Here is a 550-nt window from a genome sequence, read left to right as displayed (position 1 = left end):
AGGACTCCCCGAGCTGCGGGTCCCCGGCGATCGGCCGGGCCTTGAGCAGGGCCTGGAACTCCCAGGACTCCGCCCAGCGCTCGTAGTAGCGCACGTGCGACTCCAGCGTGCGCACGAGCGGCCCGTCCTTGCCCTCGGGGCGGAGGTTGGCGTCCACCTCCCACAGCGGGGGCTCGGCCGCCCGGGCCATGATCGCCCGGGCGGTGCCCGCGGCCAGGGCCGTGGCGATGCCCGTCGCCTCCGCGCCGTCCGGTCCGGGGGCGTCCTCGTCGGAGCCCCCGTCCGCCGGGCCGTCCACGGCCATGACGTGGACGACGTCGACGTCGGAGATGTAGTTGAGCTCCCGGGCCCCGCACTTGCCCATCCCGATGACGGCGAGCCGCACCCGGTCGACGAGCTCGGGCGCCCAGCTCTGCGCGGCCTCCGCGCGCGAGACGGCGAGGGCGGCCTCGAGGGCCGCGGCGGCGAGGTCCGCCAGCTGCCGGCCCACCGCCGGCATGTGGTCGGCGGGATAGAGGGCGCCGACGTCACGGATCGCGATGCGGGTCAG

The 550-nt window shown here is 76.5% G+C and carries 1 pseudogene; it reads right to left on the bottom strand.

Going from position 1 to position 550, the window contains the following annotated elements:
- Window positions 1-550: pseudogene (locus RCG67_RS17280) on the bottom strand (bifunctional [glutamine synthetase] adenylyltransferase/[glutamine synthetase]-adenylyl-L-tyrosine phosphorylase); the annotation flags it as partial.

The sequence above is a fragment of the Kocuria cellulosilytica genome, from assembly GCF_040981245.1.
GTDB classification, from domain to species: Bacteria; Actinomycetota; Actinomycetes; order Actinomycetales; family Micrococcaceae; genus Kocuria; species Kocuria cellulosilytica.
Note: the sequence above shows the minus strand (reverse complement) of the source record. Positions and strands in the feature narration are given on the sequence as shown.